Origin of the sequence: Paracoccus sp. J39, assembly GCF_000518925.1 — a bacterium.
In the GTDB taxonomy this organism is placed as follows: domain Bacteria; phylum Pseudomonadota; class Alphaproteobacteria; order Rhodobacterales; family Rhodobacteraceae; genus Paracoccus.
In genome coordinates this window covers 106,582-121,048 of record NZ_JAEN01000008.1, presented here as the reverse complement: position 1 = coordinate 121,048, position 14,467 = coordinate 106,582, and the positions used below count along the sequence as shown (strand labels likewise).

Genomic DNA, 14,467 nt, shown 5'->3' with positions numbered 1-14,467 from the left:
GAGTGCACCCCGCCACATCGTCCAGGTGCTGCGAATGGCCGCTGCCGCATTCCTCCTGCGGGTGCCGCCGCAAGGGGCTAACCTGCATGGAGCAAGCCGGAAAGAGCCCACGCGCCCCGCACCGGGAACGGTGCGGGGCGCGGGGGTTCTATGCCGGCCCGTTGCTGGTGCGATGGCGGTTCAGTCCGGATCCGCGATTTTCTGCGCCGCAGCGCGGGCGGCTGCGGTGACCGCGACCACCAGGGGCTGTTCGAATTGCGACTGCAGCCGGATGGCCGAGGCCGAAAGCGGGCCGCCGCCCATGATCACCGCCTCGGCGCCGTCCTCGCCGACCGATTGCCTGACGGCATCGGCCAGGGCGGCGTCGAGCCGGTCGGGATCCCGGACCAGTTCGGCCGGGTCGCCCGGCGTGACCCGGACGCCGCGATATTGCGCCTCGTAGCCGAGCGAGGCCGCCTTCTGGCGGAAGGACTCGATCAGTTCTTCATCCGGCGTCACCGTCACGATGCCGAAGGGCCGGCCGTCGCGCGCGGCCTCGTGGAAGACCTCCTCGCCGATGCCGAGGACCGGGATGCCGACCGCCGCACGCAGTTCCGGCAGGCCGGGATCGCTGAAGGCCGACACGATCAGCGCCGCGACGCGCGGATCGGACGCGGCTTCGGTGCCGGCGGCGACCACGCCCGGAACCGCATTGGCCATGTCCTCGGGCGTGGTCAGCAGGGCCGGGGCGCCGGCATTGCTGCGCCCCTGGACCGTGGCGGCTTCCCCGACCGCGGCCTGCGCCAGTTCGGTCATGGATTGCGTGGCGGCCTCGTTCGAGTTCGGGTTGATCAGCACGATGATCCGTCCCGAGTCCTGGGCCAGGGCCTGGCCCTGCAGCAGGCCCATGGCGCAGCCGGCGGCCAGTGTCCAGCGCCGGGCCTGTCCGGTGATGATGCTCATGGCTCAGTTCTCGCGGAAACGCTGGGCGGCGGGCAGGTGCTGCATCAGCAGATAGTAGAGCACCCCCGAGGGCAGCAGGCTTGCATACCACGAGATGCCCGAGAAGATCAGCGCAAAGACGACGCCGACGGCCATGGCGATGACGGCGGCCATGTTGACGCCCTTATACGGCCCCTCGGGATCATAAAGCTTGGCGAGGTTCAGGTTCCGCTTGCGAAGGATGTAGTAATCCACCACCAGGATCGCGAAGATCGGGCCGAGGAAGGCGGAATAGGTGCGGATGAACAGGCTCAGGCCCGCCGCCGATTCGTCCTTGACCAGCTCCCACGGGAAGGTGCCGAAGGCCAGCAGCCCGACGATCACGGCCGAGGTCTTGAAGTTGACCTTGAACACATCCATCAGCGCATAGGCCGGCGGCACGACGTTGTTGAGGATGTTCGTCGTCACCTGCGCGAAGGCGATGAACAGCAGCGTCACGACCAGCAGCAGCTTGTTGTCGACCGCGCTGGAGAACACCTTGATCGGATCGACCTCGCCGGTCGCGCTGGAGACCATCAGCCCGATCAGGCCCATGAACAGCGTCGCCGGCAGGATCGAGTTGGCATAGATCACCACCTGCCGGAGCGGTCCGACATTCTTGCGCAGCTCGCGCGCGTAGTCCGAGACGTTCAGCATCATCGTCGAATAGATGCCCAGGAACAGCATCGTGCCGCCCCAGAACGGTGCGCCCCAGGTGCCCTCGACATTGATCAGGTTGTCGCTGATCTCGGCGCCGTATTTGTCGATGACGCTGAAGAACATGTAGATCAGCGAGAAGATGATGAAGACCGAGCCGATGTTTTCCAGCCATTTGATGCCGTGGAAGCCCAGCACCGACAGGCCGATCTGCAGGGCCTGGAAGCCGACGAAGAACACCCAGATGTTGGAATAGCCGAACAGCGTATCCGAGACGAGGTTCAGCGCCCCGGCGCCGATCCAGCTTTGGAAGCCGAACCAGACGATGGCCGGGACCGAGCGCACCAGCGCCGGGATCCGGGTGCCGGTGAAGCCGAAGGCCGAGCGGGCCTGCACCATGAAGGGGATGCCGTATTTGTGCCCGGCCTGCCCGTTGATCATCAGCGCGACGCCGATGACGGTGCAGCCGATGGCGATGGCCACGAAGGTCTGAAGCAGGTTCAGCGTCCCCACCAGCCCCGAGCCGACGGTGAAGGTCCCGATCGAGACGCAGCCGCCCAGCCAGGCGAACAGGTAGGACCACGGGTCCATGATCCGGGTCTCCTGCGGGGCAAGGCTTTCCTCTCCGACGGCCTTGTGTTCGATCACGGCGCTGTCGGGCGCCATCTCATGCGTTGTCATTGTCAGTCCTCCTCCCTTTTCCTGCTTCCCTATTTTTCGTTGGGGAAAGCGTAGGCGTTGATCTTGCTGGTCCTCAGCCCCGCGCCCACCAGCGCCTCGATCATGCGGGTCGCGACGCTGACGCCGTCGATGACCGGAATGCCGGTCTCTTCGCTGAGCCAGGCCGTCAGGTCGGCCATGCCGGCGCAGCCCAGCACCACGGCCTCGCAGCGGTCCTCGCGGATGGCGCACAGGATTTCATCGCGCACCTTGATCCGTGCGTCCGAGCCGGGTTCCTCCAGCGCCAGCACCGGGATCGAGGCCGAGCGGACGCGGCGGCATTGGTGCGACAGGCCATAGCCGTGGATCAGGTGCTCGATCACCGGGACCGAGCGCGGCAGCGTGGTGACGACGGAAAACGAGGTCGCCAGCATGCTGGCCGCCTTCACCGCGGCTTCGCAGATGCCCAGCACCGGGCCGCTGGCCAGTTCCCGGCAGGCGGCGATGCCCGGATCGTCGAAACAGGCGACGACGATGCCGTCGATGCCCTGCGCCTCGGCCTCGCGGACCCGCGCCAGCAGGCCGGGCAGCGACATCGCCTCATCGTAATGGCCTTCGATGCTGGCGGGTGCGCCGGCGGCGGTCGCGCCGTGGATCACCGTGCCGGGGCTGGCCACCGCACGGGCGGCCTCGACGATCTTGTCGGTCATTGACTGGGTCGAGTTGGGGTTGACGACCAGGATTTCCACCACTACCTCCATTTGTGTTAACAATCATTGTTAACAATTCATGTTATCAAGTCAACGGATTTGTGCAATACTTGCGACGGTCAGGATTTGCCTGTAATTCCGCAGGCCAAGCAGGAAGAAGCCGAGCCCGATGGACGCCCAGCCCGAAAGCCAGATCGTCGATGCGGTCCTGAACGCGATCTCCGAACAGCGCCTGCCCGCCGGGGCGAAGCTGGGCGAACAGGCGCTGAGCGAGCTGTTCAACTGCAACCGCGCCAATGTCCGCCGCGCGCTGGCCTCTCTGGCCGCCAAGCAGGTGGTCGAGCTGCGGCCCAATCGCGGCGCCTTCGTCGTCACCCCTTCCGCGCAAGAGGCGCGCGAGGTCTTCCAGGCCCGCCGCGCCATCGAGCGGACCATCGCCCGGCAGGCCGTGGCCCGCGTCAGCGACGAGGATGTCGCCTATCTGCGCGCCAATATCGCCGCCGAAGCCGAGGCGCGGGCCCGCCGGGACAAGCCGACCGAATTGCGCCTGTCGCAGCAGTTCCACATGTATCTGGCGCGGCTTTCCGGCAATCGCGTGCTGGAACGCTTCCTGGCCGAGCTGACCATGCGCAGCACCCTGATCCTGGGCATGTATCCCAGTGCCGCGCATTCATGCGCGCATTGCGACGACCATGTCGGGATCGTCGATGCCCTGATGGCGCGTGACGAGGAATTGCTGCTGCGTCTGACCGACGACCATCTGCGGCATCTGGAGGCGGGGCTGAATTTCGACCTGCCGCCGGTGTCTTCGGTCAGTCTCAAGGACCAGCTGATCGGTGCGCCGGCTGAGGGGGCAGGCGGCGACCGCAAGGCCGGGCGGCAGAACCTGCGAAACGCCTGAGCCGCGCAGATCCCGAGGCCCTGCGCATCATCATTGCACCGGACCGGCGCATGGCCCCGGCCACCCGGCCGGGGCCGGGCACGGTCAGGTGACCGGCTCGGGTCTCGGCCCCGAGCCGGCCAGATACTGGCGCAGCAGCACCAGCCCGAGGATCGCCGCACCGATCACGGTCGAGATGATTTCCGGCGCGATCATCATCAGCGCCGCCACGGGCAGCAGCATCCGCTCGACCAGCAGAAGCGGCCCCAGCAGCCAGTTGGTGATCGCCGCCGACAGCGCTACGATGCCCAGCACCGCGCCGGCAAAGGCCAGCAGGAAGTCGGGCAGGGTGAAGGATTGCGTGACCAGCAGCAGCGAGGGCGAGAAGACGAAGACGAAAGGCACCAGCGCCTTGCCCATGGACAGCCGGAAGGCGGTGTTGCCCGCCTTGAAGCCGTTGGCCCCGGCGATCCCGGCCCCGGCATAGGCGGCCAGCGCCACCGGCGGCGTCACGTCGGCCAGCACGCCGAAGTAGAACACGAAGAAATGCGCCACCAGCGGCTCGACATTCATCATGCCCAGAACCGGCGCGGCCACGGCCACCATGATGATGTAATTCGCCGTCGTCGGCACGCCGCATCCCATCAGCACGCAGACCACCGCCGTCATCAGCAGCGTGAACAGCAGCGTCAGCGTCTGGATGCTGAACAGTTCGAAGGGCAGCGCCGCCAGCAGGCTATGCACCGAGGCGGCCCAGCCCGCGGCGACCGAGGTGACCATGAAGGCGATCTTGAAGCCGACGCCGGTCAGGGTCACGACGCCGATCACCACCCCGACCAGCGCCGCGGCCGCCGTCACGGCCAGCGATTGCCGGGCGCCGGCGACGAAGCCCTCATAGATGCCGGCGGCGGTTTCCTTGACGCCCTCGATGGCGCCCGACGCCATGACCCGCTGGATCAGAAAGACCGCCATGCAGGCGGTGATCGCCCAGAAGGCCGACAGGAAGGGCGTGCGGCCCGACATCAGCATCCAGACCAGCAGCACCAGCGGAAAGACCGACAGCCAGCCCTCGCGCAGGACTTTCCACGCCTTGGGCAGCTCTTCCTGGCGCAGGCCGCGGATGCCCAGGCGCTTGGCCTCCAGATGCACCTGCACCAGCACGCCGAAGAAATGCATGAAGGCCGGCACGACGGCGGCGATCAGGATGGTGCGCAACGGGATGCCCAGGTATTCGACCATCAGGAAGGCGACCGCGCCCATCACCGGCGGGGTGATCTGCCCGCCGGTGGACGAAGCCGCCTCGACCGCGGCGGCGAAATGGCGCTTGAAGCCGATCTTGATCATCGCCGGGATGGTCAGCGCGCCGGTGGTCACGGTATTGGCGATCGACGAGCCCGAGATCGTGCCCAGCATCGCCGAGGAGACCACCGAGACCTTGGCCGGCCCGCCGGCGAAACGGCCGGCCAGCGCCGTTGCCAGGTCGATGAACAGCTGCCCCAGGCCGATCTTCTGCGCCATCACCCCGAACAGCACGAAATGGAACACATAGGTGGCGATGACGCCGAGCGCGGTGCCGTAGATGCCCTGCGAGGTCAGGTAGAGATGGTTGACGATATTGGCCCAGTCCGCGCCGGGATGCACCAGGATGCCGGGCATCGACTTGCCGAAATAGGCATAGGCGATGAACAGGGCCGCGATGACCGGCAGCGGCCAGCCCATCGAGCGGCGCACCGCCTCCATCAGCGCCACCAGCAGCACCGTGCCCATGGCGATGTCGAGCGGCAGCGGATTGCCGACGCGGAATTGCAGCTGGGCATAGATCCAGGGCACGTAGAAGGCGCTGACGGCGCCGCCGATGGCCAAGAGCCAGTCCGTCACCGGCACGCCGAGGACGGCAAGACCGTCCGTCCTGTGCCGGTTGCGCGCCAGCGACGAGAAGCTGAGATAGACGATGAACAGCGACACGCCCATATGCAGCCCGCGATGCGTGGTCGCGCGCGGGATGCCGAACCCGGCCGTGTAATAGTGATAGGCCGCAAGCAGGAACAGGATGATCCCCGAGAGGATGGCGATCGGGCGCGTCACCGTGCGGAATCGCGCCTCGGGATCGTATTCCTCTTCCAGCGCGCGAAGCTGGTCGTCGGTAAGCGGGCGGGTTGGCTCGGTCATGCGGTTTTCCTGCCGTTCGGTTCAGGACCAAAGGACGCGGACCAGGGACCGGCCGCGTCCTTTTCGTCACGTTGCGGGCCTGCTCATTCGAGCTTGCCGGCCTCCTTGTAGAAACGCTCGGCGCCCGGGTGGAAGGGAATGCCTGCGCCCTGGGTGGCGCTGTCCAGCGTGATCAGCTTGCCCTTGGCATGGCCGGCGGCGAACAGCTTCTGGGTGTTCTCGTTGTAGATCGCCGCGGTGATGCCGTGGATCAGCTCCTCGGGCTGGTCGGCGCTGGTCACCAGCTGCGCCCCGACCGAGATCGTGGCGACATCGGCGTCCTGTCCCTCATAGGTTCCGGCCGGAACGGTGTCGGTGGCGAAGAAGGTATAGTCCTCGCGCAGCTTGTCGACCTCGGGGCCGGTGATCGGCACCAGCACCACATCGTGCTGGCTGGCCAGCTCGGCGATGGCACCCGCCGGATAGCCGCCGACGAAGAAGAAGGCGTCCATGGCGCCGTCGCGCATCCGGTCGGCCGCCTGGTCGGGCTTGAGATATTCCGGCGTGATGTCCGATTCCGACAGGCCGAAGGCTTCCAGGATGATCTTGGCATCGACCAGCGTGCCCGAGCCCGGCTCGTCCAGCGACACGCGCTTGCCCTTGAGATCGGCGACCGAGCCGATGCCCGCATCCTTGCGCGCCACCAGGTGGATGCTTTCGGGATAGAGGTTGGCGATCAGGCGCAGTTTCTCGACCGCCGGCTGGCCTTCCCAGAGCCCGGTGCCGGTCTGCGCCCAATAGGCCACGTCGGACTGGCTGAACCCGGCCTCCATCGCGCCGCCGTTGATGGCGTTCACGTTGCCGACCGAGCCGTTCGAGGCCACCGCCGTCGCCACCAGCCCCGGCACCCCGCAGGAGCCGCCATCCTCGCAGGCGCGCGAGCCGGGCGGGCTGGAGATCGCGTTGGCGATCAGCCCGCCGATCGGGTAATAGGTGCCGGCCGTGCCGCCGGTGCCGATGCGGAAGAACGACATCTCCTGCGCCACCGCGGCCTGGCCGAAAGAGGCGGCGACGGCGAAGGCCGCGAACAATGTCCTGAGTTTCATGTGCTTATCCCTGTTTGCCTGGTTGTCTGGACGCAGGTTAGCCAGAGCCGGCGCCGGCGACAACCGCCGAGGCCCGCAGGAAGGGTGCCGTGACGTCCGGTCCTGGCCGGGCCTTGCGGCTTGTCGACGATGGCAGTCCGCCGGGTTTCGCCTTGCGATCCTGCGGGGGACGTGCCGGGCATGCCCCGTTCCGCGAAGCAGGGACCAAGCCCGGCGGGCACCCGGGTCGGTGCGGCGCGTTCCGGTCGGATGCGTCTTGATATGTAGTCGATTCGCTCCTAGCACGCGCGGGAACAGAAAGGCGGAACATGTCTGACAAGGATCTCGAGCCCCGACACCTGGAAACGCTGGACCGCGATCTCGGCCGCTTCGCAAACCTGGAGGCGGCTGCCGCCTATGTGGCCCGGCCTTTGGTGGCGCCGGGCATCGGCTTCGTCTTCATCATCCTGGCCGGGCTCGCCGCGGCGATGTTGCTGGGGCAGAGCGGCGAGATGCTGATCGTCGTCACCGCCGCCGTGTTCGGCGCCTATATGGCGCTCAACATCGGCGCCAACGACGTGGCCAACAACATGGGCCCCGCGGTGGGGGCGAATGCGCTCAGCATGGGCGGCGCCATCGTCATCGCGGCGGTGTTCGAAAGCGCCGGGGCGCTGATCGCCGGGGCCGACGTGGTTTCGACCATCGCCAAGGGCATCGTGGCGCCCGAGGCGCTGGACACGCCCGCGACCTTCATCTGGGCGATGATGGCGGCGCTGCTGGCCTCGGCGCTGTGGGTGAACCTGGCGACATGGATCGGGGCGCCGGTCTCGACCACGCATGCCGTGGTCGGCGGCGTCGTGGGCGCGGGCATCGCCGGGGCCGGCTTCGGCGCGGTCAGCTGGGACCAGATGCTGGCCATCGCCGCCAGCTGGGTCATCTCTCCGGTGCTGGGCGGCGTCGTGGCGGCGGGCTTCCTGTCGCTGATCAAGAGCCGCATCGTCTATCGCGAGGACAAGATCGCGGCGGCCCGCATCTGGGTGCCGATCCTGGTCGGCATCATGGCGGGGACCTTCGCCGCCTATCTGGTGATGAAGGGGCTGAAACAGCTGGTCGAGGTCTCGATGGGGGCCGCGCTGCTGCTGGGCCTGATGGTTGGGCTGGGCTGCTGGCTGCTGATGATCCCGGTCACGCGCCGCCAGTCCGCGGGGCTGGAGAACCGCAACAAGTCGCTGAAGGTGCTGTTCGGCATCCCGCTGGTCGCATCGGCGGCGCTGCTCAGCTTTGCCCATGGCGCGAACGACGTCGCCAATGCCGTGGGCCCGCTGGCGGCCATCGTGCAGACCGTTCAGACCGGCAATTTCAATAGCGACGTGACCATTCCGCTGTGGGTCATGCTGATCGGCGCCTTCGGGATCTCCTTCGGGCTCAGCCTGTTCGGTCCCAAGCTGATCCGCATGGTCGGCAGCGAGATCACCAAGCTCAACCCGATGCGCGCCTATTGCGTCGCCCTGTCGGCGGCGATCACGGTCATTCTGGCAAGCTGGCTGGGATTGCCGGTCAGCTCGACCCATATCGCGGTGGGCGCGATCTTCGGGGTGGGCTTTTTCCGGGAATGGGACGCCGAGCGGCGCCTGAAGAAGGCCCGCATGGCCGTTCCCCGACCGGAACATATCCCTGCGGACGAGCGCCGTCGCCGCAAGCTGGTCCGCAGGTTGCATGTGCTGACCATCGGCGCGGCCTGGGTCGTCACCGTTCCTGCCGCGGCGCTTCTGTCGGCCCTCCTGTTCCTGATCCTGCGGCAGATACCGGGCTGAGGCATGGCGGGACGGCCGGGGGCGCCAGGGGGCGGGGCAGGGCGCGAAATCGGGCGGCGGAGCCCCGCCGGCCCGCCGTCGCGTGCCGGGCGCCGGGCGAGGCAGAGCTTGACATTCGGCGCCGAAATTCCCCGTCTGTAGGCATTGCAATAACGAAACGCGGGATCAATGGGACTCGATCAGATAGAAGAAGCCTTGGGCAAGATCGGCGGCATCGTCTGGGGACCTTACCTTCTTGTTCCCCTGTTGCTGGGCACCGGGCTTTACCTGACCATCCGCTTGCAGGGCATCCAGCTTGTCCGGCTGGGCGCTGCCCTGCGTCTCGGTCTGCTCAAGCGCAAGGATGACGATGCCGAGGGCGACATCTCGCAATTCCAGGCGCTGACCACCGCCATGGCCGCAACCGTCGGCACCGGCAATATCGTCGGCGTGGCGACGGCCATCGCCGCCGGCGGCCCGGGGGCGCTGTTCTGGATGTGGGTCACGGCGATCCTGGGCATGGCCTCGAAATATTCCGAGGCCTTTCTCGGCGTGCGCTTCCGCACCACCGACGAGGTCGGCGAAAAGAACGGCGGCCCGCAATATTACCTCGAGCGCGGCATCCCGAACGGCTTCGGCAAGGCCCTTGCGCTGTGCTTTGCGGTCTTCGCGGTCTGCGCCTGCTTCGGCATCGGCAACATGACCCAGGGCAATTCCATCGCCTCGAACCTGGAGCGCAGCTTCATGATCCCGACCTGGATCACGGGCGTGGTTCTGGCCGGGCTGACGCTGGTGGTGCTGGTCGGCGGCATCAAGTCCATCGGCCGGGTGACCGCCGGGCTGGTGCCGGCGATGATCCTGTTCTACGTGCTGGGGGCGCTTTATATCCTGCTGGTCAACATCCAGGCGCTGCCTGCCGCGCTGGGCGAGATCTTTTCGCAGGCCTTCACCGGCACGGCTGCGACAGGGGGCTTCCTCGGCTCGACGATCATGGTCGCGGTGCAGTTCGGCGTGGCGCGCGGCATCTTCTCGAACGAATCCGGCATGGGCTCGGCCGCCATCGCCGCGGCTTCGGCGCAGACCACGCATCCGGTGCGGCAGGGACTGGTGTCGATGACCCAGACCTTCATCGACACGATCATCGTCGTGTCCTGCACCGGCCTTGTCATCATCACCACCGGCGTCTGGAACGAGATCGATCCGCAGACCGGGCTGCAGATCTCGCCCTCGATCATGACCGGGCAGGCCTTCACCCATGGCCTGCCGGGGCAATGGGGGCATTGGATCGTGACCGTCGGGCTGGTGCTTTTCGCCTATTCGACCATCCTGGGCTGGGCCTATTACGGCGAGCGCAACCTGGAACGGCTGGTGGGCCATCGCGGCGTCATGCCCTTCCGCATCCTGTTCTCGCTGGCGGTGCTGCTGGGCTGCACGGTCCAGCTGGGCGTGGTCTGGAGCTTCTCGGACGTGATGAACGGGCTGATGGCCATTCCGAACCTGATCGGGCTGCTGATCCTGTCCGGCCTGATCGCGCGCGAGACCCGCTTCTACCTTCGCCACGATCCGCGGCTGGAGGCCAACCGCCAGCAGATCGAGCACTTCATGAAGGGCCAGCCAAGCTGGGAGGAATGGAAGGCGAGCGAGCGGTCCTAGCCGCCGCAGATCAACCGCCGTGGTTCCGCCGGGTGACGGCGGAGCCGGGGTCGGGGGCGCGGATCACCGCCAGCGTCTCGCGCAGGCGCCCCAGGCTCGGGTGATCGGCCGAGCCGGCGGTCGGGAAGGACAAAAGCGCCACCCGCCGCGCCTTGGCCAGGAACCGCCGTGCGCGACCGGCTGGAATGGCCCGCCTCGCGCGACCGGGGCTGCCTGCGCGCAAGCAGGCCATGGGTCTTGTTCCATCCCTTCGGCCCCATGCGCCCGGGGGTATTGCCGCAGGATGCCGCCGCTGCGGTTCAGCCCCCTTGCCGCAGCGCCGCGATCAGGTCGTGGAAACGGTCGCCCTGCACGATGACATGGGCACGCAGCGCCTCGGCCGCGCCCTCGCCGTCGCCGGCGCGGATGCGCGCCACCACCGCGTCATGTTCGGCAAAGGACCGCATCATCCGGTTGCGCACCTTCAGCTGCATGCGCCGATAGGGTTGCAGCATGGCATGCAGGCGCGAGGCCTCCTGCTCCAGGAAGGCGTTGTGCGTGGCGCGATAGATGCAATGGTGGAAATCCGAATTGCGGGCGTAATAGGCCTCGACCTCGCCCGCCTCGGCCAGCCGGCGGCATTCGCCATGCACCGCCTCCAGCGCCGCCATTTCCGCCTCGGTGATGCGGCGGGCGGCCAGGCGGCCGCAGGTGGCCTCGATTTCGGCCATGACCTCGAAACGCTCGGCCAGTTCGCTGGGGCTCCATTCGGTGACGAAGGTGCCGCGCTTGGGCACCACCCGGACCAGCCCCGATGCTTCCAGCTGGTGCAGCGCCTCGCGGATCGGGGTGCGCGAGACGTCGAATTCCCGCTCCAGCGCCTCGGGGTCCAGACGGGCGCCGGGTAGGTATCTGCCTTCCACGATGGCGTTTTCCAGCGCGTTGCGGATGCGCAGCGGGGTGGGAATCGTCGCCATGAAAGCCTCCTTCGCCTCTCTGCCCAGAAGATAGGCGGTTCGCTGGCATTTATCCATGTTCCGTTTTGTTATATACAACACCGCACCGGAAACGTATAACAGCGCCGTGAGAGGATTCGCACGCCGGAGGAGGGCGCGGGAATCGACAAGGAGGTTTGCATGGAGAGGAGCCGCGCATGACCCCGCATCTGCTTTCAATCTATACGCTGGCGGCGATGTTCGTCGTCGCCACGATCTGGCCGATCAACATGGGTGTGCTGGCCTATGTCGGCGCCTTCCTGGTCGGCACCCTGCTGGCCGGCCAGGCCGCCAAGGAGATCATCGCCGGTTTCCCCAGCGGCCTGTTCCTGACGCTGGTCGGCATCACCTGGCTGTTCGCGCTGGCGCAGAACAACGGCACCATCGACTGGCTGGTGCGCATGGCGGTGCGCGCCGTCAAGGGCCGCATCGGCGCGATCCCGTGGATCATGTTCGGCATCTCGGCCGTCCTGACCGCCGTCGGCGCCGTCAGCCCCGGCGCTGTTGCCATCGTCGCGCCGATCGCGCTGGGCTTCGCCTTCCGCTACCAGATCTCGCCGCTGCTCATGGGCCTGATGGTGGTGCATGGCGCCCAGGCCGGGGGCTTTTCGCCGATCAGCATCTATGGCGGCATCACCAACGGCGTCGTGGCCAAGGCCGGGCTGCCGCTGTCGCCGATGACCACCTTCGCCGCCAGCTTCTTCGTCAACGCGGCGGTGGCGCTGCTGCTGTTCATGGCCCTGGGCGGGCGCAAGCTGATGCAGGCGCACGCGGACCGGATCGAGCCGGTCACGGTGCCGCATGTCGAGATCGCCCGCCCCGCCACCGGCCCCCAGATCTTCGGCGACAGCGAGGCCGAGGCGCTGAGCCGCCGCATCGGCGAGGAGGGCGGTGGCGAATCGAACCGCCTCGTCGCCGAGGTCGAGGAAGGCAACCAACCCGACGGCACCCCCTATCAGATCGCGACGCTGGCCGGGCTGGCGCTGCTGGCGGTGCTGGTGCTGGCCTTCAACCTCGATATCGGCTTCGTCTCGCTGACCATCGGGCTGGCGCTGGCGCTGTGGGACCCGACCATGCAGAAACGCGCCATGGCCCAGGTCGCCTGGCCCGAGATCGTGCTGATCACCGGCGTTTCCACCTATGTCGCGGTGCTGGAGCACATGGGCACCATCGACTTCGTCGGCGACAGCGTGGCCGGCATGGCCTCGCCCCTGCTGGCGGCGCTGATGCTGTTCCTGATCGGCGCCGTGGTCTCGGCCTTCGCCTCGTCCACGGCGGTGCTTGGCTCGCTGATCCCGCTGGCGGTGCCGTTCCTGCAGGGCGATACGGGCGTGGGCGCCATCGGCTTCATCGCCGGCATGGCCGTCGCCTCGACCATCGTCGATGTCAGCCCCTTCTCGACCAACGGCGCTTTGGTTCTGGCCAATGCCCGCGGGGTGGACCGCCAGGTGTTTTTCCGCAAACTGCTGAACTACGGCGCGCTGGTGACGCTGGTCGCCCCGGTCGTGCTGTGGCTGATCTTCGTCGTGCTGCCGGGATGATCCCGGCAGGCCACCCGCTTTTCGGAGGCCCGAAATGATCAAGACCGTCGAGACCCCGCGCCCCGGACGCCCGGCCTTTCTGGGCGAGCTGTTCGAGGTGCTGACAGAGCGCGGCCGCCGCCTGCTTGGGCGGCGGGGCGCCGGCACCGCCACCGAGGTGCCCGACCTGTGCGAGCTGGGCGAGGCGCTGCTGTCGCGGCGGGGCGAGGCTTCGGGGGTGGCCATCGCGCAGGGTCTGCTCGCCGCCTTCGAGGATGCCGATGAGGCGACGCGGCTGGCCTTCCTGCAGAACCTCGCCGACCGTTTCGGCCCCGATCCGGCGGCGGTCCGCGCGGCGCTGGAGGCGGTGCAGCGCGACCCCGAGGACGGGCGGGCCATCGAGGCGCTGCACGACGCCGCCGAGCCGCGCCGGCAGGAACTGTTCCGCCGCCTGAACCTGGCGCCCGGCGGCACGGCGGCGCTGGTGCGGATGCGCGAGGAGCTGCTGCGCCATCTGAAGGGCAACCCCGCGCTGCGCCGGGTGGACGGCGATTTCGCGCATCTCTTCGCGTCCTGGTTCAACAGGGGGTTTCTCGTGCTGCGCCATATCGACTGGAACACGCCCGCCAGCATCCTGGAAAAGATCATCCGCTACGAGGCGGTGCATGCCATCCAGAACTGGGACGACCTGCGCAACCGCCTGCAGCCGACCGATAGGCGCTGCTACGGCTTCTTTCACCCGCAGCTGGTGGACGAGCCGCTGATCTTCGTCGAGGTGGCGCTGACCGAGGAGATCCCGGACAATGTCGCGGGCCTCCTCGACCTCGACCGCCAGCCGATCGAGGCGGAGCGCGCCAGCACCGCGGTGTTCTATTCCATCTCGAACACCCAGCGCGGGCTGGCCGGGGTGTCCTTCGGCAATTTCCTGATCAAGCAGGTGGTCGAGGAGCTGAAGGCCGAACTGCCCAACATCCGCAGCTTCGTCACGCTGTCGCCGGTGCCGGGCTTTGCCGCCTGGCTGGCCCAGCAGCGCAAGGACGCGATGTCGGAACTGATCGACGCCGACCAGCGCCTGGCCTTCGCCCTGCTGGACGATCCCGATTGGCACAAGGACCCGGCCAAGGCTGAAAGCCTGCGCGCCCCGCTTCTGGCCGCCGCCGCGGCCTATTTCCTGCGCGCCCGCGACGGCAAGGGTCGCGTCGTCGATCCGGTGGCGCGCTTCCACCTGGGCAACGGCGCCCGGCTGGAACGGCTGAACTTTTTGGGCGATATCTCGGCCAACGGGCTGAAGCAGTCGCATGGGCTGATGGTGAACTATCTCTACGACCTCGACCGGATCGAGGCGAACCACGAAGCCTTCGCCGAACGCAGCGCCATCGCCGCATCGGACAGCGTCAAGCGCGCGCTGCCGGCTTCCAACCCATGAA

Annotated in this window: 12 protein-coding genes; 5 read left to right on the top strand and 7 right to left on the bottom strand. The window is 67.5% G+C overall.

Translation table 11 applies throughout. The features are described 5' to 3' along the window. Positions 1–180 precede the first annotated feature (180 nt). From L632_RS0109990 to L632_RS0109980, 3 genes are read right to left on the bottom strand one after another with little or no spacing between them, the layout of a single operon-like run. A complete protein-coding gene (locus L632_RS0109990; RefSeq protein ID WP_028712696.1) occupies positions 181–942 on the bottom strand; it encodes an aspartate/glutamate racemase family protein in 762 nt (253 codons plus the stop codon). Positions 943–945: 3 nt separating this feature from the next. Then, positions 946–2,298, bottom strand: coding sequence for an NCS1 family transporter (locus tag L632_RS0109985; RefSeq protein ID WP_028712697.1), 1,353 nt, complete (start codon positions 2,296–2,298; stop codon positions 946–948). A gap of 29 nt (positions 2,299–2,327) precedes the next feature. Further along, positions 2,328–3,026 carry an aspartate/glutamate racemase family protein gene (locus L632_RS0109980; RefSeq protein ID WP_028712698.1) on the bottom strand — a complete coding sequence of 233 codons (699 nt, stop codon included), beginning with the start codon at positions 3,024–3,026 and terminating at the stop codon, positions 2,328–2,330. Positions 3,027–3,156: 130 nt separating this feature from the next. Between L632_RS0109980 and L632_RS22430 the strand changes: the two genes are divergently transcribed. Continuing rightward, positions 3,157–3,888 (top strand): GntR family transcriptional regulator, encoded by a 732-nt coding sequence (locus L632_RS22430; protein WP_051416211.1) that lies wholly within the window; start codon positions 3,157–3,159, stop codon positions 3,886–3,888. Positions 3,889–3,972: 84 nt separating this feature from the next. On the opposite strand, the gene L632_RS0109970 is transcribed toward L632_RS22430, so the two are convergent. Both L632_RS0109970 and L632_RS0109965 read right to left on the bottom strand, forming a co-directional pair. Then, positions 3,973–6,036: a TRAP transporter permease gene (locus L632_RS0109970; RefSeq protein ID WP_028716738.1), complete on the bottom strand. Its 2,064-nt coding sequence runs from the start codon at positions 6,034–6,036 to the stop codon at positions 3,973–3,975. Between the two features lie 83 nt (positions 6,037–6,119). Next, on the bottom strand, positions 6,120–7,121 hold the full coding sequence (locus L632_RS0109965; protein ID WP_028712700.1) for a TAXI family TRAP transporter solute-binding subunit: 1,002 nt from the start codon (positions 7,119–7,121) through the stop codon (positions 6,120–6,122). Positions 7,122–7,429: 308 nt separating this feature from the next. Here L632_RS0109965 and L632_RS0109960 point away from each other — a divergent pair, with 308 nt between their 5' ends. Next, complete coding sequence (locus L632_RS0109960; RefSeq protein ID WP_028716737.1) at positions 7,430–8,914, top strand: inorganic phosphate transporter; 1,485 nt, start codon at positions 7,430–7,432, stop codon at positions 8,912–8,914. A gap of 168 nt (positions 8,915–9,082) precedes the next feature. Continuing rightward, positions 9,083–10,546 (top strand): sodium:alanine symporter family protein, encoded by a 1,464-nt coding sequence (locus L632_RS0109955; RefSeq protein WP_028712702.1) that lies wholly within the window; start codon positions 9,083–9,085, stop codon positions 10,544–10,546. Positions 10,547–10,556: 10 nt separating this feature from the next. Here L632_RS0109955 and L632_RS24300 read toward each other — a convergent pair whose 3' ends face one another. Both L632_RS24300 and L632_RS0109945 read right to left on the bottom strand, forming a co-directional pair. Continuing rightward, a complete protein-coding gene (locus L632_RS24300) occupies positions 10,557–10,688 on the bottom strand; it encodes a phosphate acetyltransferase (RefSeq protein ID WP_232215684.1) in 132 nt (43 codons plus the stop codon). 157 nt (positions 10,689–10,845) lie between these two features. Then, entirely contained in the window at positions 10,846–11,502 is a 657-nt protein-coding gene (locus tag L632_RS0109945; protein ID WP_028712703.1) for a GntR family transcriptional regulator, read from the bottom strand. Positions 11,503–11,678: 176 nt separating this feature from the next. On the opposite strand from L632_RS0109945, the gene L632_RS0109940 reads away from it, so the two are divergent. Continuing rightward, positions 11,679–13,061 carry an SLC13 family permease gene (locus L632_RS0109940; RefSeq protein WP_028716736.1) on the top strand — a complete coding sequence of 461 codons (1,383 nt, stop codon included), beginning with the start codon at positions 11,679–11,681 and terminating at the stop codon, positions 13,059–13,061. 34 nt (positions 13,062–13,095) lie between these two features. Further along, positions 13,096–14,466: a malonyl-CoA decarboxylase gene (locus L632_RS0109935; RefSeq protein ID WP_028716735.1), complete on the top strand. Its 1,371-nt coding sequence runs from the start codon at positions 13,096–13,098 to the stop codon at positions 14,464–14,466. Position 14,467: the final 1 nt, after the last annotated feature.

Excerpts from the sequence above, each read along its gene's own strand:
- L632_RS0109990 (WP_028712696.1), bottom strand. The coding sequence starts at position 942 with ATGAGCATCATCACCGGACAGGCCCGGCGCTGGACACTGGCCGCCGGC.
- L632_RS0109985 (WP_028712697.1), bottom strand. The coding sequence starts at position 2,298 with ATGACAACGCATGAGATGGCGCCCGACAGCGCCGTGATCGAACACAAG.
- L632_RS22430 (WP_051416211.1), top strand. The coding sequence starts at position 3,157 with ATGGACGCCCAGCCCGAAAGCCAGATCGTCGATGCGGTCCTGAACGCG.
- L632_RS0109970 (WP_028716738.1), bottom strand. The coding sequence starts at position 6,036 with ATGACCGAGCCAACCCGCCCGCTTACCGACGACCAGCTTCGCGCGCTG.
- L632_RS0109965 (WP_028712700.1), bottom strand. The coding sequence starts at position 7,121 with ATGAAACTCAGGACATTGTTCGCGGCCTTCGCCGTCGCCGCCTCTTTC.
- L632_RS0109960 (WP_028716737.1), top strand. The coding sequence starts at position 7,430 with ATGTCTGACAAGGATCTCGAGCCCCGACACCTGGAAACGCTGGACCGC.
- L632_RS0109955 (WP_028712702.1), top strand. The coding sequence starts at position 9,083 with ATGGGACTCGATCAGATAGAAGAAGCCTTGGGCAAGATCGGCGGCATC.
- L632_RS0109945 (WP_028712703.1), bottom strand. The coding sequence starts at position 11,502 with ATGGCGACGATTCCCACCCCGCTGCGCATCCGCAACGCGCTGGAAAAC.
- L632_RS0109940 (WP_028716736.1), top strand. The coding sequence starts at position 11,679 with ATGACCCCGCATCTGCTTTCAATCTATACGCTGGCGGCGATGTTCGTC.
- L632_RS0109935 (WP_028716735.1), top strand. The coding sequence starts at position 13,096 with ATGATCAAGACCGTCGAGACCCCGCGCCCCGGACGCCCGGCCTTTCTG.